This window comes from Roseovarius sp. MBR-6, assembly GCF_040547525.1.
GTDB lineage: Bacteria > Pseudomonadota > Alphaproteobacteria > Rhodobacterales > Rhodobacteraceae > Roseovarius.
Genome location: NZ_JBEPPW010000010.1, coordinates 107,005 through 129,416, shown reverse-complemented (window position 1 = coordinate 129,416; position 22,412 = coordinate 107,005). Strand labels below are relative to the sequence as shown.

At 66.6% G+C, this 22,412-nt stretch carries 23 protein-coding genes and 1 pseudogene; 20 read left to right on the top strand and 4 right to left on the bottom strand.

Translation table 11 applies throughout. The features are described 5' to 3' along the window. Nucleotides 1-13 precede the first annotated feature (13 nt). From ABIE57_RS13495 to ABIE57_RS13455, 9 genes are all read left to right on the top strand, one after another. On the top strand, nt 14-319 hold the full coding sequence (locus tag ABIE57_RS13495) for a hypothetical protein (RefSeq protein WP_354539553.1): 306 nt from the start codon (nt 14-16) through the stop codon (nt 317-319). Between the two features lie 50 nt (nt 320-369). Next, complete coding sequence (locus ABIE57_RS13490) at nt 370-1,161, top strand: 5-bromo-4-chloroindolyl phosphate hydrolysis family protein (protein WP_354539552.1); 792 nt, start codon at nt 370-372, stop codon at nt 1,159-1,161. 213 nt (nt 1,162-1,374) lie between these two features. Next, on the top strand, nt 1,375-2,295 hold the full coding sequence (locus ABIE57_RS13485; RefSeq protein ID WP_354539551.1) for a 5-bromo-4-chloroindolyl phosphate hydrolysis family protein: 921 nt from the start codon (nt 1,375-1,377) through the stop codon (nt 2,293-2,295). Nucleotides 2,296-2,307: 12 nt separating this feature from the next. Next, nucleotides 2,308-3,507, top strand: coding sequence for a toxic anion resistance protein (locus ABIE57_RS13480; RefSeq protein ID WP_354539550.1), 1,200 nt, complete (start codon nt 2,308-2,310; stop codon nt 3,505-3,507). Continuing rightward, nucleotides 3,508-4,455, top strand: a complete 948-nt coding sequence (locus ABIE57_RS13475; RefSeq protein WP_454283742.1) for a DUF2927 domain-containing protein — start codon at nt 3,508-3,510, stop codon at nt 4,453-4,455. A 21-nt stretch (nt 4,456-4,476) separates the two neighbouring features. After that, the gene (locus ABIE57_RS13470; protein WP_354539548.1) at nt 4,477-5,598 is read left to right on the top strand and encodes an SPFH domain-containing protein; all 1,122 of its coding nucleotides are present in this window, start codon (nt 4,477-4,479) and stop codon (nt 5,596-5,598) included. Between the two features lie 4 nt (nt 5,599-5,602). Further along, nucleotides 5,603-6,025, top strand: a complete 423-nt coding sequence (locus ABIE57_RS13465) for a hypothetical protein (protein WP_354539547.1) — start codon at nt 5,603-5,605, stop codon at nt 6,023-6,025. Between the two features lie 10 nt (nt 6,026-6,035). Further along, nucleotides 6,036-7,148 carry a TFIIB-type zinc ribbon-containing protein gene (locus ABIE57_RS13460; RefSeq protein ID WP_354539546.1) on the top strand — a complete coding sequence of 371 codons (1,113 nt, stop codon included), beginning with the start codon at nt 6,036-6,038 and terminating at the stop codon, nt 7,146-7,148. Further along, nucleotides 7,148-7,822 (top strand): nitroreductase, encoded by a 675-nt coding sequence (locus ABIE57_RS13455; protein ID WP_354539545.1) that lies wholly within the window; start codon nt 7,148-7,150, stop codon nt 7,820-7,822. The genes ABIE57_RS13460 and ABIE57_RS13455 overlap by 1 nt, the downstream gene beginning before the upstream one ends. A 7-nt stretch (nt 7,823-7,829) precedes the next feature. Here the strand turns inward: ABIE57_RS13455 and ABIE57_RS13450 are convergent, their stop codons facing one another. Then, complete coding sequence (locus ABIE57_RS13450; protein ID WP_354539544.1) at nt 7,830-8,612, bottom strand: SDR family NAD(P)-dependent oxidoreductase; 783 nt, start codon at nt 8,610-8,612, stop codon at nt 7,830-7,832. A gap of 31 nt (nt 8,613-8,643) precedes the next feature. After that, nucleotides 8,644-9,831: a phosphoglycerate kinase gene (locus ABIE57_RS13445; RefSeq protein WP_354539543.1), complete on the bottom strand. Its 1,188-nt coding sequence runs from the start codon at nt 9,829-9,831 to the stop codon at nt 8,644-8,646. Between the two features lie 126 nt (nt 9,832-9,957). Between ABIE57_RS13445 and ABIE57_RS13440 the strand changes: the two genes are divergently transcribed. The 9 genes and pseudogenes from ABIE57_RS13440 to ABIE57_RS13405 all read left to right on the top strand — a co-directional run bounded on the left by ABIE57_RS13440 (nt 9,958) and on the right by ABIE57_RS13405 (nt 19,766). Further along, nucleotides 9,958-10,464: a peptidylprolyl isomerase gene (locus ABIE57_RS13440; protein ID WP_354539542.1), complete on the top strand. Its 507-nt coding sequence runs from the start codon at nt 9,958-9,960 to the stop codon at nt 10,462-10,464. After that, on the top strand, nt 10,457-11,005 hold the full coding sequence (locus ABIE57_RS13435) for a peptidylprolyl isomerase (RefSeq protein ID WP_354539541.1): 549 nt from the start codon (nt 10,457-10,459) through the stop codon (nt 11,003-11,005). Before ABIE57_RS13440 ends, ABIE57_RS13435 begins: the two co-directional genes overlap by 8 nt. 4 nt (nt 11,006-11,009) lie before the next feature. Continuing rightward, complete coding sequence (locus ABIE57_RS13430) at nt 11,010-11,705, top strand: DUF4336 domain-containing protein (protein WP_354539540.1); 696 nt, start codon at nt 11,010-11,012, stop codon at nt 11,703-11,705. A gap of 87 nt (nt 11,706-11,792) precedes the next feature. Beyond that, the gene (locus ABIE57_RS13425; protein ID WP_354539539.1) at nt 11,793-12,758 is read left to right on the top strand and encodes a DUF3179 domain-containing protein; all 966 of its coding nucleotides are present in this window, start codon (nt 11,793-11,795) and stop codon (nt 12,756-12,758) included. A 75-nt stretch (nt 12,759-12,833) separates the two neighbouring features. Beyond that, nucleotides 12,834-13,502: a phosphoribosylformylglycinamidine synthase subunit PurQ gene (gene purQ / locus ABIE57_RS13420; protein WP_354539538.1), complete on the top strand. Its 669-nt coding sequence runs from the start codon at nt 12,834-12,836 to the stop codon at nt 13,500-13,502. A 32-nt stretch (nt 13,503-13,534) separates the two neighbouring features. Further along, a pseudogene (locus tag ABIE57_RS13415) lies at nt 13,535-14,806 on the top strand (sensor histidine kinase); the annotation flags it as partial. Nucleotides 14,807-14,878: 72 nt separating this feature from the next. Then, nucleotides 14,879-15,298: a sensor histidine kinase gene (locus tag ABIE57_RS20605; RefSeq protein ID WP_502950136.1), complete on the top strand. Its 420-nt coding sequence runs from the start codon at nt 14,879-14,881 to the stop codon at nt 15,296-15,298. A 6-nt stretch (nt 15,299-15,304) separates the two neighbouring features. Further along, nucleotides 15,305-16,642 carry a sigma-54-dependent transcriptional regulator gene (locus tag ABIE57_RS13410; RefSeq protein ID WP_354539536.1) on the top strand — a complete coding sequence of 446 codons (1,338 nt, stop codon included), beginning with the start codon at nt 15,305-15,307 and terminating at the stop codon, nt 16,640-16,642. A 397-nt stretch (nt 16,643-17,039) separates the two neighbouring features. After that, on the top strand, nt 17,040-19,766 hold the full coding sequence (locus ABIE57_RS13405; RefSeq protein WP_354539560.1) for an Rne/Rng family ribonuclease: 2,727 nt from the start codon (nt 17,040-17,042) through the stop codon (nt 19,764-19,766). Between the two features lie 42 nt (nt 19,767-19,808). Here ABIE57_RS13405 and ABIE57_RS13400 read toward each other — a convergent pair whose 3' ends face one another. Then, on the bottom strand, nt 19,809-20,039 hold the full coding sequence (locus ABIE57_RS13400) for a sulfurtransferase TusA family protein (RefSeq protein WP_354539535.1): 231 nt from the start codon (nt 20,037-20,039) through the stop codon (nt 19,809-19,811). 93 nt (nt 20,040-20,132) lie between these two features. Here ABIE57_RS13400 and ABIE57_RS13395 point away from each other — a divergent pair, with 93 nt between their 5' ends. Further along, nucleotides 20,133-20,885: a cytochrome c biogenesis CcdA family protein gene (locus tag ABIE57_RS13395; protein ID WP_354539559.1), complete on the top strand. Its 753-nt coding sequence runs from the start codon at nt 20,133-20,135 to the stop codon at nt 20,883-20,885. A 4-nt stretch (nt 20,886-20,889) separates the two neighbouring features. On the opposite strand, the gene dtd is transcribed toward ABIE57_RS13395, so the two are convergent. Further along, nucleotides 20,890-21,327, bottom strand: a complete 438-nt coding sequence (gene dtd / locus ABIE57_RS13390) for a D-aminoacyl-tRNA deacylase (RefSeq protein WP_354539534.1) — start codon at nt 21,325-21,327, stop codon at nt 20,890-20,892. 162 nt (nt 21,328-21,489) lie between these two features. Between dtd and ABIE57_RS13385 the strand changes: the two genes are divergently transcribed. Then, nucleotides 21,490-22,383 (top strand): fructose bisphosphate aldolase, encoded by an 894-nt coding sequence (locus ABIE57_RS13385; RefSeq protein ID WP_354539533.1) that lies wholly within the window; start codon nt 21,490-21,492, stop codon nt 22,381-22,383. Nucleotides 22,384-22,412 lie beyond the last annotated feature (29 nt).

Genomic DNA, 22,412 nt, shown 5'->3' with positions numbered 1-22,412 from the left:
CAGGAATTTGCGTATGGGATTGATCGGTTTCTTCACCCTTATCGTGGCGCTGGTTTTTCTCGCACGCAGCGTGCGCAGTTCCATTCAATCCCTGCGCGACAGCGTGGATCATCTTGTTGGCGATGGAACGCTCACCTCCCGGCTTTTACCCAACCTGTCGTTCACGCTGCTGTTCTTCCTGCTGTTATTCCAGAGCATGCAAACCAAGATGCCGGCACCGCTCTCCGATTTCCTCGGCATGAATGTGGTCCATGACCTCCACGACGTTCGGAGCAGTGGTAGCCTTCGCTCTCTGACAGTCGGGAAGGAGACTGAGTAATGTTTTTTCAACGTTATTTGCAAGCGGCCCCTGCCCGGCAACGTCCTCCCATGAACCCGCGCACACAATCGGCCGTGTCCTCGATGTTTCTCGCGGTTTGCCCGCTTGCCTTTGCGTTTTTTGGCACGGAAATGCGTGATATCCTGGTCAACGCGGCGCTTCTGGCCGGGTTTGGCGGGGCGCTTGCGATGATATCGCTCGGCCTCCACCTCAAGAAGGCCTATACGGAAAAGACCGTTGCCAGGCGTCCGAAGGTGCCTTTTTTGCTGGGCGGATCGGTCTTGCTGGGTGTGACCTTCACCGCGATGCTCCTCAATAACGAGGCTCATGTGATCACCGCGCTCGTGCAGGGCTGTGTGGCATCGGGCCTTGCCATGCTTGCCTTCGGCATCGACCCCTTGCGCAACAAGGGGCTGGAGACCGCCGCCGACATCCGACAGCACGAGGCGCATAAACTGATCCGCGTCGCGTCGGATCATCTCGATCAGCTTGGGCAGAGCATCGGCGAGCTGAACGATCCGCAACTCGCAGAGCAGATCGACGGGTTCCGCAAGACCGTCGCCCTGATGATCCGCGCGCTGGAAGATGACCCCGACCGTCACCGCGAACTGCGCAAGCACCTGAGCCATATTCTGGGCGAGATCGTCGCCTTGACCCGCCGATATGCCACGCAGTTCCGCACCACGCAGGATCGCGCGCTGCGAGACGCCTACCTGACCTCCATGGCAGAGTTCGAGGACAGTTTCTCGTTTGAGGCGCGCAAATTTGTCAACGGTGGCCGGGACTCGGTCGAGGTGCAACTGAGCGCGCTCAAGTCGCGTATGCAACGCAAGCCGCTCTGACCGACGCACGTCGCCCGAAATATGCAGCACCCTCCGAGCTCCGCTGCGACAACAGCCGTCATGTTCCCCCTAGCGCCGCCCGCGCCCTTCCCCTAAGTTTCAGACAGGATTTGGCCGGGGCGGCAGGGACATGAGCGACACGGGGCTACAGAAACTGGCGTTTTTCCTCCTGGTGGCGCTCATCGCCTTCGTGGCGGCAACGGGGGGCGTGTGATGGCCGAGCGTTTCGGCGGCAAGTTCAGCCCCGGTGGTCCGAATGGTAGCCCCACGGGCGGCCCCAAGGGCCAAGAGCCGCCGCGCGGCGGCTATCGCGGCGCGCGGCGCACGCGGGCGGGTGGCCGGGTCAACATGCTCTTCATCGCGCCGCTGCCGCTGGCGGTGCGTGCTTTTGGGGGCGGTGCCACGGGCCTCGCGCTCAACCTCTCGGCGCTCGGATTGCTGCTGCTCGCGGCCTGGCTCACGCGCGAGGGGATTCTGGCGCAAGAGGCCTATGAGGCGCGCCGCATCGCCAAGCGCCCCGCCATCCCGCGCAAGATCTTCGCCTCCGCGCTCACCGGCGCGGGGCTTTTCGTCGCGGCCTTCGCCGCGCAGGGCGGGATCGTCGAACCCGCAATCTACGCCATCGCGGGCGCGGTGCTGCACAGTTTCGCCTTCGGCCTCGATCCACTGCGCGACAAGGGGGCCGAGGGGATCGACAGCTTTCAGAGCGACCGCGTGGCGCGGGTGGTCGATCAGGCCGAGGACTATCTGAAATCCATGTCGGGCGCGCTGCGGCGTGCGGGCGACCGGCAGCTTGAACGCCGCCTTGACGGGTTTCAGGTGACGGTGCGCGACATGTTGCGCACGGTCGAGGAGGACCCGCGCGACCTGACCGCCGCGCGCAAGTTCCTTGGCGTCTACCTCATGGGGGCGCGCGACGCGACGGTGAAATATGCCGACCTTGCCGCCCGCGCCCCGAATCCGCAAGCGCGCGAGAAATACCTTGCCCTGCTCGACGATCTGGAACGGAATTTCACCGCCAAGACCCGCGCGCTGATGGCCGACAGCACCGCCGATCTCGATATCGAGATCGAGGTGCTGCGCGACCGGCTGGAGCGTGAGGGCGTTCACCTTGAAGCCCGCGATTTAGCGTAAGAGGATAAAGCCATGTCAGAGACCACCCGCCAAAAGGCCAAGGCCGTTCTCAAGGATGTCGAGGCCGTGAGCCGCGCCATCCTGCCCGTGCCCAGTGATGCCAATGCCATCGTGCCGCTTGAAAAGGCCGATGCGCCGCAAAGCGCCGAGATCACCCGTCGCATGGCGGAGATCGACATGGGCGACACGCAATCCATCGTCTCTTTCGGCTCGGCGGCACAGGCCGAATTGCAGGTCATTTCGCAATCCATGCTGCAAGGCGTGCGCAACAAGGATGTCGGCCCGGCGGGTGACAGCCTTCGCGGGATCGTCACCACGATCCGCGGCTTTTCGGTCAGCGAGTTGGACGTGCGCCGCGAGCGGTCCTGGTGGGAAAAACTCTTGGGCCGCGCCGCCCCCTTCGCCAAGTTCACCGCCAAGTTCGAGCAGGTGCAGGGCCAGATCGACAAGATCACCGATGACCTTCTCAGCCATGAGCACACGCTTCTGAAGGATATAAAGTCGCTGGACCTGCTCTATGAAAAGACGCTGGCCTTCTATGACGAGTTGGCGCTCTACATCGCGGCGGGCGAGGCCAAGCTGAAGGATCTCGACGACAAGGACATTCCCGCCAAGGAGGCCGCCGTTCAGGCCGCGCCCGAGAATGATCAGGTGATGAAGGCGCAGGAATTGCGCGATCTGAGGGCGGCGCGCGACGATCTGGAGCGCCGGGTGCATGATCTGAAACTCACCCGTCAGGTGACCATGCAATCGCTGCCCTCGATCCGGCTGGTGCAGGAGAACGACAAATCGCTGGTGACGAAAATCAATTCCACCCTCGTCAACACCGTCCCGCTCTGGGAAACCCAACTGGCGCAGGCGGTGACGATCCAGCGCTCGGCAGAGGCGGCGGCGGCGGTGCGCGACGCCAATGACCTCACCAACGAGCTGTTGACCGCCAACGCCAAGAACCTGCGCGAAAGCAACAAGATGATCCGTCAGGAGATGGAGCGCGGCGTGTTCGACATCGAGGCGGTGAAAAAGGCCAATGCCGACCTGATCGGCACCATCGAGGAAAGCCTTGCCATTGCCGACGAAGGCAAGGCCAAGCGCGCCCGCGCCGAGGAGGAGTTGAAGAAGATGGAGGCCGAGTTGCGCGACACGCTCGCCTCGGCCAAGGCGCGCAAGACCGGTGTCGGCGAAAATGCCGGCAGCGCCGTGCCAAAGGGCTGAATGCGGATGCGGGCACGGCACGGGCTGGCGCTCTGGGGCGCGGCGGTTCTGGCGCTGGCGGGCTGCGAGATGGCAGCCCCGCCAGCGGCACCCGCCCCCGCGCCGCCCCCCGCCACGCGCCCGGCGGCCCCCGCCCCCTCCGAGACAAGCGAGGCGCTTGCCGCGCATTATGCGCGCATCGAGCGCGACCTTCTCAGCCGCGGCCTTTTGCGCAGCGATGGCGGCGGGCCGGACACGCCCTGGACCGACAGCGATCTCATGCGCAATTTCGAAACCATCGTGTTCTTTGACGAATACCGTGCCGGGGCCGGGTTCCGCCCCTCGGGTGGCCAGTCAGGGGCTTTGCGCAAATGGACCGCGCCGGTGCGGCTGGGGGTCGAGTTCGGCCCCTCCGTGCCGCCCGATCAGCGCGCCGCCGACCGCGCCGCCGTGACCGGCTATGCCGCCCGCATTGCGCGCGTGACGCGCCACCCGATCACGTCAGAGGCGCGCGGCGCGAATTTTCACGTCCTCTTCATGAGCGAGGATGACCGCGCCTACGGGCTGGCCCGCGTGCGCGCGTTGGCCCCCCAGATCGACGCCGCCACGCTTGGCGTTTTTCGGGATATGCCCCGCTCCATTCACTGTCTGGTCGTGGCGTTTTCGCAAAAGGGCAATCCCCATTCCTATGACCTCGCCATCGCCTGGGTGCGCGCGGAACATCCGCCGCTCTCACGCGCCTCGTGCATCCACGAGGAACTGGCACAGGGTCTGGGGCTGGCGAATGACAGCCCCCGCGCGCGGCCCTCGATCTTCAACGATGACGAGGAATTCGCCCTGCTCACCCGCCACGACGAGGAGTTGTTATGGCTTCTCTATCACCCCGACCTCAAACCCGGCATGACCCCCGACGAGGCCCGCCCCATCCTGCGCCGTCTGCTCGACGAACGCGCGGGCGGGCCGGTCTGACGCCCAACCAAGGAGTTTCCCATGCCCATCTTCGATTTCCTCTCCGGCCAGTTCATCGACGTGATCCACTGGACCGACGACACCCGCGACACGATGGTGTGGCGATTCGAGCGCGAGGGCCACGAGATCAAGTATGGTGCCAAGCTCACCGTGCGCGAGGGGCAGGCGGCGGTGTTCGTCCACGAGGGGCAACTGGCCGATGTCTTTACCCCCGGTCTCTACATGCTCGAAACCAACAACATGCCGATCATGACCAGCCTGCAACACTGGGATCACGGGTTTCGCTCGCCCTTCAAGTCGGAGATCTATTTCGTTTCCACAACGCGCTTCACCGATCTGAAATGGGGCACGAAAAACCCGATTATGCTGCGCGATCCGGAATTCGGCCCCACCCGCATCCGCGCCTTCGGCACCTACACCGCGCGCGTTTCGGACCCCGCCCGGTTCATGGCCGAGATCGTCGGCACCGACGGCGAATTCACCATGGACGAGATCAGTTTCCAGATCCGCAACATCATCGTGCAGGCGTTTTCGCGCATCATCGCGGGCTCGGGGATCCCGGTGCTCGACATGGCCGCCAACACTGCCGATCTGGGCAAGCTTGTGGCGGGCGACATCACCGCCGTGGTCGCGGAATACGGGCTTGAGATCCCGGAATTCTACATCGAGAACATATCCCTGCCCCCCGCCGTCGAGGAGGCGCTGGACAAGCGCACTTCGATGGGCATCGCGGGCGACCTGAACCGGTTCACGCAATATTCCACCGCCGAGGCGATGACGGCTGCGGCCAAGAACCCGTCGGGCGGCGGCGGCATCGGCGCGGGTCTTGGCATGGGGATGGGCATGGCGATGGCGCAGCAGATGGCCGAACAGAACCGGGCGCAGGGGCCATGGGGCGCGCGTCCCGAGGCCGCCCCCCCGCCCCCGCCCCCGCCGGTCGAGCATGTCTGGCACATCGCCGAAGCCGGCCAGACCCATGGACCCTATTCCAAGGCGGGTCTCGGGCGCATGGTGACCGAGGGCACGCTCACCCGCCAGACCCATGTCTGGACCGCCGGTCAGGACGGCTGGAAGCGCGCCGAGGACGTGGCCGAACTGGCGCAGCTTTTCACCGTCCTGCCGCCGCCACCGCCGGGGGCGTGATCCCATGCGCCGCCGCGCGACCATCACGCTGCACTGGCTGACCGCGACGCTTTTGCTCTTCGTGCTGGGCGACGCGGGGGCGACGGCGTGGCTGGCGTGGCTCTATGCGCTCTCGGGGCTGGCGATGTGCGCGCTGGCGCTCGGGTTCGGGCTGATGAACGGGCCGGGGCCCAGACTTGCGGGGGCGTTTCGCATGGGCCACCCGTGGCTCCATCGCGGGCTTTACGGGCTCATCGGCTGGGGGGCGGTGGCGCTTGTGGCCGAGGGCATGGCGCGCCCCCTGCCCGGCCCGCCCGCGCGGGTGCTGCTGTTGACACTTCTGGCCGCGGCGCTCATTCACGGCATCTTCAACCTGTGGCGGCACACCGCACTTGGCGATGGGGCCCTGCGGCGGATGACCCCGCGTTTCCTGCACCACATCCTGTGAAGGCGGCCCGATGACAGACACCCCGCCCCCCGCCCCCATCGAGCACCGCTTTCCCTGTCAAAGCTGCGGGTCGGATTACCGCTATGATCCGGGGCAGAACCGGCTGATCTGCGATCATTGCGGCGACGTGGCCGAGATCGGCACCGGCGGGCCGTGGCAGGGCGGCATCCGCGAGCTTGAGTTTACCGCAGCCCTCCGCGACCAGCTTCCCGCGCAGGAGATCGAGGAGACCCGCACCACCACCTGCACTAGCTGCGGCGCGCAGGTCGAACTGGGCGCGGACACCCACGCCACCGAATGCCCGTTCTGCGCCTCTCCCGTGGTCACGGATACCGGCGCGCACCGCCATATAAAGCCGCGCGCCCTTCTGCCCTTCGCGCTGGATGAGGCGACCGCCCGCCGCGCCATGACCGATTGGCTGGGGCGGCTCTGGTTCGCGCCGGGCGGATTGCAGGAGTATGCGCGCAAGGGGCGGAAAATGCAGGGCATCTATGTGCCTTACTGGACCTTCGACGCCCAGACCGACAGCCGCTATCGCGGCGAGCGCGGCACGGTCTACTATGAGACGCAGACCGTCACCCAGAACGGCAAGCGCCGACAGGTGCAGGTGGCCAAGGTCCGCTGGAGCCCCGCCTCGGGCCGGGTTTCGCGGTTCTTCGACGATGTGCTGGTGCTGGCCTCGACCTCCCTGCCCAAACGCTTTACCGACGCGCTGGAGCCGTGGGATCTTTCGGCGCTGGAACCTTACGCGCCGGAATACCTCGCGGGGTTTCGCGCCGAGGGCTACAGTGTCGAACTGGAAACGGGCTTTGGCGAGGCGCGCGCCCATATGGACGCGGTGATCGCCCGCGACGTGCGGTTCGACATCGGCGGCGACCGGCAGCGCATCCATGCCATCGACACGGAGGTAAGCGGCGTCACCTTCAAGCATGTCCTGCTGCCCGTCTGGCTTGCCGCCTACAAATACCGGGGCGAGACCTATCGCTTCGTGGTCAATGCCCGCACCGGCCGGGTGCAGGGCGAACGGCCGTGGTCGGCCTGGAAAATCGCCGTGGCGGTGGTCCTCGGCGCGCTGGTGGCGGGGGCCATCGGCTATGTCGTGGCGATGGAAGGAGGGTTCTGATGACAGCCGAAATCGAGGGATTGGAGCACCTGCTTGCCGCCCGCCATTCCTGCCGCGCCTTTCGCCCCGACCCGGTGCCGCAAGCGACCATCGCGCGCATCGTGACGGCGGCGGGGCGCGCGCCGTCGTGGTGCAACGCGCAGCCCTGGCAGGTTCTGGTGACGCAAGGCGATGAGACCGCCCGCTTCCGCGACGCCCTTCTGCACGAGGTGGCCCATGGCACGCCCCGTCCCGACCTGCCCTGGCCCGAAAGCTATCCGGGCGTGCATGGCGCGCGCCGCCGCGAATGCGGCCTGCAACTCTACGAGGCCGTGGGCATCGCCCGCGAGGATCGCACCGCCCGCGCCGAGCAAAGCATGGAAAACTACCGGCTCTTCGGCGCGCCGCATGTGGCCATTGTCCATGCCGAGGCGGCCCTTGGGCCCTACGGCGCGATGGACACGGGCGGCTTTGTCACGGCCTTCATGCTGGCGGCCACGGCGCTTGGCGTGGGCAGTATCGCGCAAGCCTCGGTCGCGGCCTATGCGCCCTTCATCCGCGCGCATTTCGAGTTGCCGGAGCGGCGGCTCATCCTGTGCGCGATCTCCTTTGGCTGGCCCGATGCCGCGCATCCCGTCAACCGCTTCCGCACCACGCGCGCGGGGCTTGACGACATTCTGGACCTGCGCGGCTGATCCGGCGTCAGGCACCCTGCTTGCCCATCACCTTGCTGGCGATGACCGTGGCAAGGGCGCGGGGCGTCACGCGCGGGCTGAAGGCAAAGACCTTGTTGAGCAGCCCCGGCACGACCACCCGGCGGCCTTCCGCCATTGCCGCCCAGCCTGCGCGCGCCACGGCATCCGCCCGCGCGGGCCGTGTGAGGCGCAAGAGGCCGATACCGTGCATGTCCGCCGCGTCGAAAAACGCCGTTGCCGTCGGTCCGGGGCAAAGCACCGTAAGGCTCACCGGGCCGCCGCGCAATTCCTCGGCAACCGCCTCGGACAGCGAGAGCACATAGGCCTTGGTGGCGTGATAGACTGAGAGCGTCGGCCCCGGCATGAAGCCCGCCACCGAGGCCACGTTGAGGATGCGCCCGCCACCCTGCGCCTGCATGTGCGGGATCGCCGCCTTCATCAGGCAGGTAAGCGCGGCCACATTGACATTGATCGTGCTCAGATCGCGCGCCCATCCCTCGCCGGTGCCGAAATGCCCGTGACGGCCAAGGCCTGCGTTGTTCACCAGCCGGTCGATTTGCCGCCCCTCGCTCGCCGCCTGCCAGAGGCGTTCGACCTGCGCCAGATCGCCGAGGTCGGCGGGCAGGACGATGACCGCGCCCGCACGGCCCCGCAGCTCCTGCGCCAGCGCATTGAGCTTGTCCTCTGAGCGCGCGGTCAGGATGAGGTTGCGCCCCTCGGCGGCGGCAAGGCGGGCAAATTCCGCACCAAGCCCTTCGGAGGCGCCCGTGATCAGGGTGAATGTATCCATGCCCCACGCTGCGCCGGTTTCGGCCTTTGCGTCAAGCGCCGTGAAGCGCCGCGACACCGGGCAATTCCTTGCCCTCCATCCATTCGAGGAACGCGCCCCCGGCGGTCGAGATATAGGTGAACCCCTCCGCCGCCCCGGCGCGGTTGAGCGCGGCCACCGTATCGCCGCCGCCGGCCACGGAGATGAGCCGCCCCTCGCCGGTGAGCGTTGCCGCGTGGCGGGCGGCGGCATTGGTGGCGGCGTCAAAGGGCGCGATCTCGAACGCCCCGAGCGGGCCGTTCCAGATCAGCGTTCTTGCCCCATCGAGCGCGGCGGTGATCCGCGCCACGGCTTGCGGCCCGGCATCGAGGATCATCGCGTCGGGCGGGCAGGCATGGGCCCCCACCACCTCATGCGCGGCCCCTGCGGCAAACTCGCGCGCCACAACCACGTCAGCAGGCAGCAAAATCGCACACCCCGCAGCGCCCGCCCGCGCCATGATCTCACGCGCGGTTCCGGCCATCTCGTGTTCGCAGAGCGATTTGCCCGTATCGAGGCCGAGCGCGGCCAGAAACGTATTGGCCATGCCGCCGCCGATCACCAGCGTATCCACCTTCTCCACCAGATTGCCCAAAAGGTCGAGCTTGGTTGAGACCTTGGCCCCGCCCACCACCGCGACGACGGGGCGTTTCGGCGCGCCAAGGGCGGCCTCCAGCGCCTGCAACTCCGCCTGCATCAGCCGCCCCGCACAAGCGGGCAAGAGATGCGCCAGCGCCGTGGTCGAGGCGTGCGCCCGGTGCGCCGCCGAAAAGGCATCGTTGCAATAGATATCGCCCAGCGCGGCAAGACGGGCGGCGAAATCGGGATCGTTGGCCTCTTCGCCGGGGTGAAAGCGGATGTTCTCGAGGAGCAGCACATCGGCGGCGCGCGCCTCTTCGGTCAGATTCTCGGCCCCCTCCAGCGTTTCGATCAGGCGCACCTTGCGCCCCAGCGCCGCCTCGAGCGCGGGCACCACGACGCGCAGCGACATGGACGGCACCACCTTGCCCTTGGGCCGGTCGAAATGGGCGATGAGCATGGGCTTGGCCCCGCGCGCAAGGATGTCGTGGACGGTGGGCACGATGCGCTCGATCCGGGTGGCGTCGGTCACGGTGCCGTTTTCGACCGGCACGTTGATATCCACGCGCACCAGCACGCGCTTGGCCCCTAGCTCCATCTCGTCCAGCGTTTTCCAGCCCATCGCGGGGTCTCCTCCTGCGGTTTCGTGCCTGTCATGGCGCGGGCATGGCGCGGCGTCAACCGCCTGCCCTTGGCAAGCGCGCCCCAAGGCCCTAGACCTGTGGCAAAGCCGACAAAGGAGCATGACATGGCCGAGATCAAGGACCCCGAGAACACCATTCTGATCGAATTGAAGGATGGCACCGTCACCATCGAGCTTCTGCCCGACATCGCGCCGGGGCATTGCGAACGCATCAAGGCGCTTGCCCGCGCCGGGGCCTATGACAACGTGGCCTTTCACCGCGTGATCGACGGTTTCATGGCGCAGACCGGCGACGTGCAGCACGCCAACATGGAAAAGGATTACAACCCCCGCATGGCCGGGACCGGCTCCAGCGACCTGCCCGATCTCAAGGCCGAGTTCAGCGGTATCCCCCACGATCGCGGCACCATCGGCGCGGCGCGCAGCCAGAACCCGAATTCCGCCAACAGCCAGTTCTTCATCAATTTCAAGGACAACCATTTCCTCAACCGGCAATATACCGTCTACGGGCGGGTGATTTCGGGGATGGAGCATGTCGACGCCATCACCCGCGGCGAGCCGCCCGCAAACCCCGACCGGATGATCAGCGTCAAGGTGGCCGCCGATGCGTAACCTCGTTCTTGCCATGGGCCTTCTGGCCTCTGGCCCCGCCCTTGCCACGGGTCTCGAAATCGACGTGAAGGGCGTGGCCAATGGCACCATCACCATCGACCTGCTCGAAGAGGTGGCCCCCGGCCATGTCGCGCAGATCAGCGCGCTCGCGTCCGAGGGGGCCTATGACGGGGTGGTGTTCCACCGCGTGATCGACGGCTTCATGGCGCAGACCGGCGATGTGGAATTCGGGCGCGCGGGCGGCGACATGCGCCGCGCGGGCACCGGCGGCAGCAAGCGCCCCGACCTCAAGGCCGAGTTCTCGGACGTGCCGTTCGAGCGCGGCGTGGTCGGCATGGCCCGCAGCCAGAGCCCCGACAGCGCCAATTCGCAATTCTTCATCATGTTCGCGCCCGCAACCCATCTCAACGGGCAATATACCGTGGTCGGGCGTGTGACCTCCGGCATGGAGATCGTGAACAAGATCAAGCGCGGGCGCGGCCCCAATGGCGCGGTCATCGGTGAGCCGGACGTGATGACGCGCGTGCGCGTCACCAACTAGGGCCGTGACCGCCCTTGCCCCGGTGCCCCTTGCCGAGGGGCTATGGACCATCGAGGGCGCGACCGTGCGCTGGCGGCTCAAGGTGCCGATGCCGCTGCGCACGGTGGTGGCGCGGATTGGCGGCGGCGCGCTCTGGGTCCATGCGCCGGGGCCGCTCACGCCCGATCTGCGGGCATGGCTCGCGGATCAGGGCCGGGTGGCGCATCTGGTGCTGCCCCGCGCCCCTGCCTTGCCGTGGCTGGACGACTGGCGCGCCGCCTTTCCCGAGGCGCGGCTCTGGCAGGGCGAGGGGCTCTCTGATGCGCCGTGGCGGCGCGACATCCGCGCCCTGACCCTGCGCCATGGCGCGAATTACGAACATGTTTTCTGCCATCTGGCCAGCCGCTCGGCGATCCTGTCGCGGCTGATCATCGCCGTCGATACCGCGCCGCTGCCCCCATGGGCACGGCCGCTGCTGTGGCTCGCGGGGATCGACGACAGCGACGGCAAGCCGCCCCCGCGCCTGCCCGCGCAACTGGGCGGGCGCAAGGCGCTCGGCGATATGGTCGAGCAGGTGCTCGACTGGGGGCCGGAGCGGCTGATCCTCACCCATGGGCGGATCTACCCACGCGACGCCAAGGGCGAGATGACCCGCGCCATGCGGCGGATCATGCGCGACCGGCTGTGGGATCGCGCGCTCTCGGAGGCGAAACGCGGCTGACACGCGCTCACATTCGCGTGGGATGGGCTGGCCCGAATCCCGCGCGGCCTGCATCATCGGCGGCGACCTTTCGTTGCAGGAGCACCCATGTCCCGCCTCATCGCCTTTCTCGCGGCCCTCGTCCTTGCCGTGCCGCTCGCGCATGCCAACCCGTCGCAATGGCGCAGCGAATGGCCGCAGACCGATTTTTCGCGCACCACCATCAAGGACTGGTCCGAGATCCGATCTGGCGGGCCGCCCAAGGACGGCATCCCGGCCATCGACGCGCCGAAATTCCTGCGCGCCAAGTCCGAGACCCGGATCAAGGGCAACGAACCGGTGATGACGCTGGAACTCGACGGCCAGACCCCCCGCGCCTATCCGATCCGCTATCTCATGTGGCACGAGATCGTGAATGACCAGATCGGCGGCATCCCGGTGGCCGTCACCTACTGCCCCTTGTGCAATTCGGCGATGACCTTTGACCGGCGGGTAAAGGGCCGCGTCCTCAGCTTCGGCGTCTCGGGCAAGCTGCGTATGTCCGACATGGTGATGTATGACCGCGAAACCGAAAGCTGGTGGCAACAGGCCATCGGCGAAGGCATCGTCGGGCAGATGACCGGCGTGGAACTGCGGATGCTGCCAAGCTGGATGGAAAGCTGGGACCAGTTTCGCTCGCGCAATCCGGAGGGGCTCGTGCTTGCGGAACCGGCCTTCAGGCGCGATTACGGGCGCAATCCCTATCAGGGCTATGACAGCTCGCGCCGCCCGTTCCTTTATGACGGCGAGGACCCGCCCCACGGCATTCCGCCGCTCGAGCGTGTTGTCCGCGTGGGTGACCGCGCCTGGCCGTTGACCCGTATCAGAAACGAAGGCGGCGTCCGTGAAGCGGGCGTCAGGATTTCATGGGACGCGGGACAGGCCTCGGCGCTCGATGCGGGCACGATCGCGGGCGGGCGCGACGTGGGCACGGTGCGGGTGCGGGACGCCGAGGGCCGCAACGTGCCCCATGACGTGATGTTCGCCTTTGCCTTTCACGCCTTCTGGCCGAACGGGAAATGGATGATCCGCTGAACCGCGCACCCTGATGGACAAGCGGGCCGCCGCGCGCTAGAGCAACCGCATCGTTTCCATCAGAGGGCCACCGCCATGCACGCCGCCATCCTCGTCTTTCCCGGCTCCAACTGTGACCGTGATCTCAAGGTCGCGTTCGAGCGGGCGGGCGCGCGCGTCACGATGGTCTGGCACAAGGAGACGGCCTTGCCCGAGGGTGTCGATATCGTCGGCGTGCCGGGGGGGTTTTCCTATGGCGATTACCTGCGCTGCGGGGCGATTGCCGCCAATTCGCCGATTTGCCGCGCCGTGGTGGGCCACGCCGAGCGCGGGGGCTATGTGCTGGGTGTCTGCAACGGGTTCCAGATCCTGACCGAGACGGGGCTTCTGCCCGGCGCGCTGCTGCGCAATGCGGGGCTGAAATACGTTTGCAAGCCCGTGGGTCTGCGCGTGACCACGGCCGATAGCGCCTTTACCCGCGGCTACAAGCCGGGCCAGACCATCACCGTGCCGATCGCCCATCACGACGGAAATTATTTCGCCGACGACGTGACACTCGACCGGCTGGAGGGCGAGGACCGCGTGGCCTTCACCTATGCCGAGAACCCCAACGGCTCTGCCCGTGATATCGCAGGGGTGCTGTCCGAGAACCGCCGCGTTCTGGGCATGATGCCCCATCCCGAGCGCATGGCCGAGCCCGCCCATGGCGGCAGCGACGGCGCGGCGATGTTCACATCGCTCGTGCGCGATCTTGCCCATGCTTGAGCGTGGGGGCCGCGCGGCCTAGACTTGGCACCATGAAGAACCTGCCGGCCCGCGCCCAATCGCCCTCTCGCCTGCGCACCGTTCCCTGGCGCGCGCGGCTCGTGCTTGCGCTGCTCTTCGTGACGGCGGTGGTCGTGGTCGTGACAACGCACCGGATGCTGACCGAACGCTTTACCGAAACCACCCGCAACCGCGCCGAATTGCGGCTTCTGCTCTATAGCGGCAACCTCTTGAGCGAACTGCGGCAGAACGCCATCGTGCCGCAACTTCTGGCGCGGGACCCGGCGCTCATTGCCGCGCTCAACACGCAGGATTACGCGCAATCGACACAACGGCTGATTTCCTTCGTCGACGAGATCGGCGCGGCCTCGCTCACGCTCTTGGACCGCGACGGGCGCGCGGTGGCCGTGACCGAGCGCACGCGGCTTGGCGAAAATCACCGTCAGGCCCCTTATTTCGTTGAGGCGCTGCGCTCGCGCGATACGGTCTTTTCGGTGCTGCGGCAGGAAGCCGGGCAGTTTCATTTCACCTATTCGCGCCGGCTCGAAACGCCGGCGGGCGTGCTTGGCGTGATCGTGGTCGAGGTGGACCTGCGCAAGTTCGAGCGCGCCTGGTCCGGCATTTCCGACGCCGTCATGGTGACCGACACCGAAGGCACGATCATCCTGGCGACCGAGCCACGCTGGCGCGGCCTGACCGAGGCCGAGGCGCTTGTGCGCGAACCCGCGCGCAGCGCGATCGAGCGCGCGCTGCGCGCCACCTCGGACTGGACCGCGCTGCCGGGGGATGCTTTTCTGCGCGGTCAGGCGGTGATGCGGGTCGAGGGGCGGGTGGCGTTCCGCGGCTGGCGCATCGCCAGTTTCACCACCTATGCCGCCGTGCGCGACAAGGTGAACGGCTATATCGCGCTCGAGATCATGGGGTTTGCGATTCTCATGGCGCTGGCGTTTTATTTTCTCAACCGCCGCGCCACCTCGCGGATGGTGCTGTTCCAGCGCGAGTCGGCGGAGCTTCGCGCACTGAACGTCCGGCTACAGCGGGAAATCGCCGAACGCAGGCGCGTGCAGGAAAACCTCGCGCAGGCCGAACAGACGCTTCAGCAAAGCTCCAAGCTGGCGGTTCTGGGCGAGATGTCGGCCGCCGTCAGTCACGAATTGAACCAGCCGCTTGCCGCGATGAAGACCTATCTCGCGGGCGCGCGGATGCTGCTCAACCGCAACCGCCCCGACGAGGCGCTGACCTCGTTCCAGCGCATCGACGACCTGATCGAGCGGATGGGCGCGATCACCAGGCAGCTCAAATCCTACGCGCGCCAGTCCGGTGACCGTTTCACCCCTGTAAATCTTGGCGATGCGCTCTCGTCCGCGCTTGCGCTGATGGAGCCGCAGCTGCGCGCGCGCAGGGTCGAGATCACCCGCACCCTGCCGTCAGAGCCGGTCTTTGTGATGGGCGATCGGCTGCGCATCGAACAGGTCATCGTGAACCTCCTGCGCAACGCCATGGACGCCACCGAAAACACCCCCGCCGCCGCCATCGACCTTCTGATCGCGGCGGGCGAGACGGCGGTGCTGACCGTGCGCGACAACGGCCACGGCATCGACGATCTGGAAAAGCTGTTCGAGCCGTTCTACACCACCAAACTGCCCGGCGACGGCGTCGGGCTGGGGCTTGCCATTTCCTCGGGGATCGTCAACGACCTTGGCGGGCGCCTCACGGCGCGCAACGCCGAGGGCGGGGGGGCTGTATTCGAGGTCCAGCTTCCCATATTGCCCGAAGAGACCCAAGCTGCGGAGTGATACGCCATGCCGTCTGCCATGAAAATCGCCATCGTCGACGATGAGCGCGACATGCGCCAGTCGATCAGCCAGTGGCTGGCGCTCTCGGGCTACGACACCGAGACCTTTGCCAGCGCCGAAGAGGCGCTCAAGAGCCTCGGGCCCGATTATCCCGGGATCGTCGTCACCGACATCCGGATGCCCGGCATGGACGGGATGCAGTTCCTGCGCAAGCTGATGGGCAGCGATTCCACCCTGCCGGTCATCATGATCACCGGGCACGGCGACGTGCCCATGGCGGTCGAGGCGATGCGCCTTGGGGCGTTTGATTTTCTGGAAAAGCCGTTCAACCCCGACCGCATGACGCAACTGGCCAAGAAAGCCACACAGCGCCGCCGCGTGGTGCTCGATGCGCGCGCGCTGCGGCGCGACCTTTCGGATGGCGGCTCCTTGATGAAGAAACTCATCGGCACCAGCGCCGCGATGGAGCGGCTGCGCGAGGATATTCTCGATCTGGGCCAAGCTGACGGCCATGTGCTGATCGAGGGCGAGACCGGCACCGGCAAGACGCTTGTGGCGCACGCGCTGCACGCGGTCGGCGCGCGCGCGGGCAAGCGGTTCGTGGTGATTTCCTGCGCCGCGCTCGAGGAAAGCGCGCTCTCCCGCCGCCTGTTCGGCCCGGTCCTGCCCGAGGACCCGCACCTTCCGGCGGTCGAGGAGGCGCGCGGCGGCACCCTGGTGCTGGAGGATATCGAGGCCCTGCCCGAGAGCGTGCAGGCCCGCCTTCTGACCTTTGTCAACGAAGAGGGCAGCCCGCCCGAGACCCGGATCGTCGCCATCTCAAACATGCAGGACGAGGGCCATACCTGCGAGGATGCGCTGCGCCCGGACCTCTTCTATCGCCTTGCCAGCCTGCGCATCACCGTGCCGCCCCTGCGCGCGCGCGGTGAGGATATCCTGACGCTTTTCACCCGCTTCGCCGAACAATTCGCCGAGGATTACGGCTGCGAGGCACCGCAGGTCAGCGCGCAGGAGGCAACCCAGCTTTTGCAGGCCCCCTGGCCCGGCAATGTCCGCCAGCTCTTCAACATCGCCGAGCGTGCGGTGTTGCAGGCACGGCGCGAGACCGGCACGCTCACCTCGCTGCTGATGTCCGACCATGCCGAGATGCAGCCGGTGATGACCACCGAGGGCAAGCCGCTCAAGGAATATGTCGAGGCGTTCGAGCGGATGCTGATCGACAACACCATGCGCCGCCACAAGGGCAGCATCGCCGCCGTCATGGACGAATTGTGCCTGCCGCGCCGGACGCTGAACGAAAAAATGGCGAAATACGGCCTTACGCGCTCGGATTACATCGGCTGAGCGCGGGGATGATTTCTCCATTGTGTTTTGCCTGCCCGTGGCTTTAGGGTGGCAGAACGGTGGTGACGCAGGGACATGCGCAACCGCCGCGAGAGATTCGCTGTTTCTGATCCCTTCTGGACGACAATCCCCAGGGCCGAAGCAGACCGATTGGCCCCCGCTTCGGGGACCGCACGCTTGCCCGTTGCCGCGCCATGGCGCGCGCCGGGTGCTGAATTGGCCCCACGGGGCCGGAGTAGTAGAACCGCGATGACGCGCGCGACAGGATCGAGAGTGACAGCAGGGGCGCAAAGCGCCTCTTGCGCGCGCGCCGCGATCATCGCCCCTGACAGACACTTGCCGTATCGTTTCCCGCGCCCCGAGGGGCGCGCGCGGTGCCGCGGTGCAATTGGAACACATGCCCAAGAAAATGCTCATAGACGCCACCCATGCGGAAGAGACCCGCGTCGTGGTGGTGGACGGAAACAAGGTCGAGGAATTTGACTTTGAATCGGAAAACAGGCGCCAGCTAGCCGGCAACATCTACCTTGCCAAGGTCACCCGAGTGGAGCCGTCGCTCCAGGCGGCCTTTGTCGAATATGGCGGCAATCGTCACGGCTTTCTCGCCTTTTCGGAAATTCACCCGGATTACTACCAGATCCCCGTGGCCGACCGCGAGGCGCTGATGGCCGAGGAAGAGGCGCTTGCCCGCGCGCAGGAGGACGAGGACGAGCGGCCCAGAGCCCGCCAGTCTGTCTCGCGGTCGCGCTCGCGCTCCCGGTCCAGCGCCGAAAAGACCAAGGCACAGGATGCGGTGGTGAAAGCGGATGTTCCGGGCCCCGAAATCTCGGGCATGGAGACCATCGACATCGCCGTCGAGGACGACACCGAAACCGTGGCGGAGATCATCCCCGAAGCCACCTCGCCGATGGAGCGCGTGGCCGAGACCCCTGTCGAGGAACCGCTCGACGACGCCACCGAGACAAGCCGGGACGCGCCCGCCGCGACCGTGCCGCAAGAGGACACCCGCGATCACGCCGCCCTCGATGACAGCATCGAATCCGTGGCCGAAGAGGATGACAGCGAGGATCTTCGCCCCGCCCGCAAGCCCCGCGCGCGCCGCTACAAGATCCAGGAGGTCGTCAAGGTCCGCCAGATCATGCTGGTGCAGGTCGTCAAGGAGGAACGCGGCAACAAGGGCGCGGCCCTGACCACCTATCTCTCGCTCGCGGGCCGCTATTGCGTGCTCATGCCCAACACGGCGCGCGGTGGCGGCATCAGCCGCAAGATCACCGTCGCCGCCGACCGCAAGAAGCTCAAGGAAATCGCCGCCGAGATCGACGTGCCGCGCGGCGCGGGCCTCATCATCCGCACCGCGGGCGCACAGCGCACCAAGGCCGAGATCAAGCGCGATTACGAATATCTCCAGCGGCTGTGGGAACAGATCCGGGAGTTGACGCTGAAATCCATCGCGCCGGCAAAAATCTACGAAGAGGGCGACCTGATCAAGCGCTCGATCCGCGATCTCTACAACCGCGATATCGACGAGGTTCTGGTGGAGGGCGAGCGCGGCTACCGCATCGCCAAGGACTTCATGAAGATGATCATGCCGTCCCACGCCAAGAACGTGAAACACTACTTGGACCCGATGCCGCTTTTCGCGCGCCATCAGGTCGAGAGTTATCTCACCGGCATGTTCAATCCCACGGTGCAACTGCCCTCGGGCGGCTATATCGTGATCGGCGTGACCGAGGCGCTTGTCGCCATCGACGTCAACTCGGGCCGTGCGACCAAGGAAGGCTCGATCGAGGAAACCGCCCTCAAGACCAACCTTGAAGCCGCCGAAGAGGTGGCGCGCCAGTTGCGGCTGCGCGACCTTGCCGGGCTGATCGTGATCGACTTCATCGACATGGACGAGCGGCGCAACAACGCGTCGGTGGAAAAGCGCCTCAAGGACAAGCTCAAGACCGACCGCGCGCGCATCCAGGTGGGCCGCATCTCGGGCTTTGGCCTCATGGAAATGAGCCGCCAGCGCCTGCGTCCGGGGATGCTCGAGGCCAGCACCCAGCCTTGCCCGCATTGCCACGGCACCGGCCTCATCCGCTCGGATGACAGCATGGCGCTCTCGATCCTGCGCCAGATCGAGGAAGAAGGCACACGCGGTCGCTCGCGCGAGGTTCTGGTGCGCGCCCCCGTGGCCATCGCCAATTTCCTCATCAACCAGAAGCGCGAGCATATCGCCCAGATCGAACAGCGCTATGGCCTGTCGGTGCGCATCGAGGGCGATCCGGCATTGGTCAGCCCCGATTTCACCCTCGAGAAGTTCAAGACCGCAACCCGCATCGTGCCCGATCCGGTGACGCAATTCGTCTCCGGTGGCTCTGCGCTGATGGACGAGATCGACAGCGCAAGCGACGAGGTCGAGGTTGAGGACGAGGAGGATGACGTGGCCGAAGCCACGCCCGAGACCTCTGATGACGGCGAACGCCCGAAGAAAAAGCGCCGCCGCTCGCGCAGCCGCAAGCGCAAGCCCAGATCGAATGGCGACCAAGAGCCGCAGGAGTCGCAAGACGACGACGCTCAGGCCGATGAGCGTCTGGCCGCCACGCCGACCGGGGAGATCCCCGAGGCCGCAGCACCGTCCCAAGCCATCGCCGACGTCGAAGCCATAGCCGAGACCGCCCCCGAGACCGCCAAGCCCAAATCGAGGTCACGGTCCGGGTCGCGCAGCCGCAAGACGCCGCCCCCCGCGAGCGCGGAAGCAGAGACCGAGGCAGCACCGGCCACCAAGCCCAGAAGCCGCACCGTGTCGCGCAGCAAGAAACCCAAGGAGGCCGCAACGGACACCGTCGAGGCACCGGCCGTCGCTACCGTGGAGGTCGTCCCGACTGCCGAGACAGTGGCGGAGCAAACCCCTCCCGCACCTGAGCCGGTGGCCGAGCAGGCAGCGCCCGCGCCCGAACCCGTGGTGGTCGTCGAGCAGCCTGAACCCGTAGCCCCAGAGCAGACCCCGGACGTTCCCGATGAGGTTCCGGCAGAGGGCACGGCAAACGCTCCGGAACCGGTGGTCGAGGAGACGGCCGACACGCCGACACCCGAGGACGACACCAAGCCCAAACGTCGCGGCTGGTGGTCCTTCGGCTGATCCGACAGCGCCCCGGCCCCATGCGGGCCGGGGCACGCCGCCTCAGCCGGTCTTGCGGATCACATAGGTCTGGACCCCGTCCGCCTCTGTCGCCGAGACAAGGACATGCCCGCTTTCGACGCAGAAATGCGGCACGTCGATCACCGCCGCCGGATCATCCGCCTGCATGGCAATCGCCTCGCCCGGCGCAAGCGATTTCAGCCGCTTGCGCAGTTTCAGCACCGGCAGCGGACATAGCAGCCCGCGCGCATCAAGGATCTCTTTCGGGGTCATGAATGCTCAGATAGCGGCCTTGTTACAACCTGTCCACAGGGTTGTGACACAGTGCCCCGTGACGCCGCCCGCTACAGCGTCTATGTCTGGCCCATGTTCGGAATCGAAATCATCGACGCGGCGCTTTTGCCCGCCATGTTCGTGGCGCTTCTGGCCGGGGTGATCTCGTTTCTCAGCCCCTGCGTCCTGCCCATCGTGCCGCCCTATATCGCCTATATGAGCGGTATCAGCCTCAACGAGTTGTCACAGGACGGCGCGCAACGCGCGCGCGCGGTGGTGCCCGCGCTGTTCTTCGTTCTGGGCCTCTCGACCGTGTTCATCTTTCTGGGGTTCACCGCCTCGGCCCTCGGGCGCGCCTTCCTGCAATATCAGGACTGGTTCAACACCGTGGCGGGCGTTCTGGTGATGGCGTTCGGTGCGCATTTCGTGGGCGTCTACCGGATCGGCTTTCTTGACCGCGAGGCGCGCCTTGACGCCGGTGATCGCGGCGGCTCGGCCTTCGGGGCCTATGTTCTCGGGTTGGCCTTCGCCTTTGGCTGGACGCCCTGCATCGGCCCGCAACTGGGCGCGATCCTGTCGCTTGCCGCCTCCGAGGCCAATATCGCGCGCGGCACGACGCTTCTGGCGGTCTATGCCATCGGCCTCGGGGTGCCCTTCCTGCTGGTCGCCGCCTTCCTGCCGCGCCTGACCGGGCTCATGGGCTGGATGAAACGGCATATGGAGCGGATCGAGCGGGTGATGGGGCTTTTGCTCTGGACCATCGGTCTTCTGATGCTCACGGGCGGATTCTCGGCCTTTTCCTTCTGGCTTCTGGAGACCTTCCCGGCGCTGGCGCTGATCGGCTGAGGTCTCAGCTTTCCATCCAGATCGTCACCGGGCCGTCATTGACGAGACGCACCCGCATGTCCCCGCCGAACTGCCCCGTCTCGACCGGCACGCCAAGACCGGCAAGCGCGCCCGCGAACTGCTCGTAAAGACGGCGGCCCTCCTCGGGGGCGGCGGCGGCAGAGAAACCGGGGCGATTCCCGCGCGAGGTGTCGGCGGCAAGGGTGAACTGGCTCACCACAAGCGCCCCGCCGCCCGTGTCCAGAAGCGAGCGGTTCATCCGCCCCTCGGCGTCGCGGAAGATGCGCAGCCGCGCCACCTTGCCCGCCAGCCGCGCCACGTCGGCCTCGGTATCGCCCTGCATGGCGCAAACAAGCACCAGAAGCCCCGCACCACAGCGCCCGATCCGAATGTCCCCGACCGTGACCTCGGCCTCGCTCACCCGTTGCAACAATGCCCGCATGTCCCCTCCTGCGCCGTCAGCCTTCGCGCAGGATAGCCCCGCAAATGCGCGAAATCCAAGAGGTCCGAAGGCCCCGCCTGCTGTTAGCGCCACCAAGATTGCGCGCCGCCCGCGCCTCGCCTAAGAGGGCGCAAAGAAGATGTGTTCAAAGGGATTTCCGCCATGTCGAAGGCCGCGCAACGCGACAAGATCACCCAAGGCCAGGGTTTTATCGCCGCCCTCGACCAATCGGGCGGCTCCACCCCCAAGGCGCTGCGGCTTTACGGGATCGAGGAGAGCGCATACGCCTCCGAGGCCGAGATGTTCGACCTCATCCACGCCATGCGCGCGCGCATCGCACAGGCCCCGGCCTTTACCGGCGACAAGGTGTTGGGTGCGATTCTCTTCGAGATGACCATGGATCGCAGCATCGCGGGCCAGCCCTCGGCGCAGTTCCTGTGGGAAGAGCGCGGCGTCGTGCCCTTCCTCAAGGTGGACAAGGGGCTCGCCGAGGCAACCGACGGCGTGAAGCTGATGAAGCCGATGCCCGATCTTGACGCGCTGCTGGCCCGCGCCAATGCGGCCGGCATCTTCGGCACCAAGATGCGCTCGGTCATCGACGCGGCCAACCCTGCCGGGATCGAGGCGGTGGTGGCGCAGCAATTCGAGGTGGGGCGCCAGATCCTCGGGGCCGGTCTTGTGCCGATCATCGAGCCCGAGGTGACCATCTCCATCGCCGACAAGGCCGCGGCCGAGGACCTGCTCCTGTCCCGCCTCACCGCCCATCTCGACACGCTTTCCGAGGGCCAGGAGGTCATGCTCAAGCTCACCCTGCCCGAGACCGCGAACCATTATCAAAGCCTTGTCGATCATCCGCGCGTGTTGCGCGTGGTGGCGCTCTCGGGCGGCTACAGCCGGGACGAGGCCAATGCGCGGCTTGCCCGCAACCGGGGCGTGATCGCCAGCTTCAGCCGCGCACTGACCGAGGGGTTGTCGGCGCAGCAGCCGGATGCCGAGTTCAACGCCACCATCGCGGCCACCATCGACGCAATCCACGCGGCCTCGGTCGCGGGCTGAGGCCCGCCATCAGACCCGTTCGGCAGCGA